This window comes from Komagataeibacter kakiaceti JCM 25156 (assembly GCF_000613305.1).
Map to the genome: position 1 here is coordinate 1 of NZ_BAIO01000753.1, position 858 is coordinate 858.

The following is an 858-nucleotide window of genomic DNA, read 5'->3' on the forward strand; positions in this document are numbered from 1 at the left end:
CCCATCAGGTCCATCCGGGCCGCCGGGGCCGAAGGGGTGGTGATGGCGGCCGGGGGGACCGAACGGCGGCCCCATGCCATCGGACGACATCCATTCGCCCGGCGGGTGCATGTGGTGCGGGGGGTGGGGCGGCATGACCAGGCCGTTGACCATGTCCGGTTCCGGGCCGGGGGTCAGGGTTATGCTGACCCTTCGGGCAGGTGAAGGGCCGCGAGTTCCCGCGCCGGTCGGACGGGGCGGTTTCCACAATGGCGCGGTAATAGGTGAAGACCCTGCTGCGGGCCTGCGCGTTGATCATGCGCTGGTCGAAATCGAAGCGGTCCATGGCGTGGATGGTCAGGCCGATGATCTGGATCACCCCCAGCCCGCCGATCAGGAGCAGCGTGGTCCGCGCCGCCAGTGACTGGGGCAGCAGGCGTCTGCGCAGGCGCCACCACCAGTTGCCGCGCGGCTGTTCATCAGGTTCGGGGGCGGACAGGAAGGACGGCGGGAAGGAGAACATACGCGCGGTCAGATACGCTCGACCTCCGCGGCGAGGACATAGCCACCCCCACGCACGGTCTTTATAAGCTGCGCATTGCGCCCGTTATCCTCCAGCTTGCGGCGCAGGCGGCTGATCGCCACGTCAATGGCCCGGTCGAACGGTCCCGCCTGCCGCCCGCGCAGCAGGTCGAACAGCATGTCGCGCGTCATGACGCGGTTGGCCCGTTCCAGCAGGGCGTGCAGCAGGTCGTATTCCCCGCCGGTCAGCGGTACTTCCACATCGTCGGGGTTGAGCAGGGCGGCGGCGGCCGGTATCAAGCACCCACCCGGCAAAGCGCAGGGTATGCAGCACCGGCACGCTGCGCGGGTCCGGCG

1 protein-coding gene and 1 pseudogene are annotated in these 858 nt (G+C 69.1%); both read right to left on the minus strand.

Going from position 1 to position 858, the window contains the following annotated elements:
• Positions 1-4 precede the first annotated feature (4 nt).
• Positions 5-502, minus strand: coding sequence for a hypothetical protein (locus JCM25156_RS18625; RefSeq protein ID WP_025814333.1), 498 nt, complete (start codon positions 500-502; stop codon positions 5-7).
• Between the two features lie 8 nt (positions 503-510).
• Positions 511-858: pseudogene (locus JCM25156_RS26210) on the minus strand (winged helix-turn-helix domain-containing protein); the annotation flags it as partial.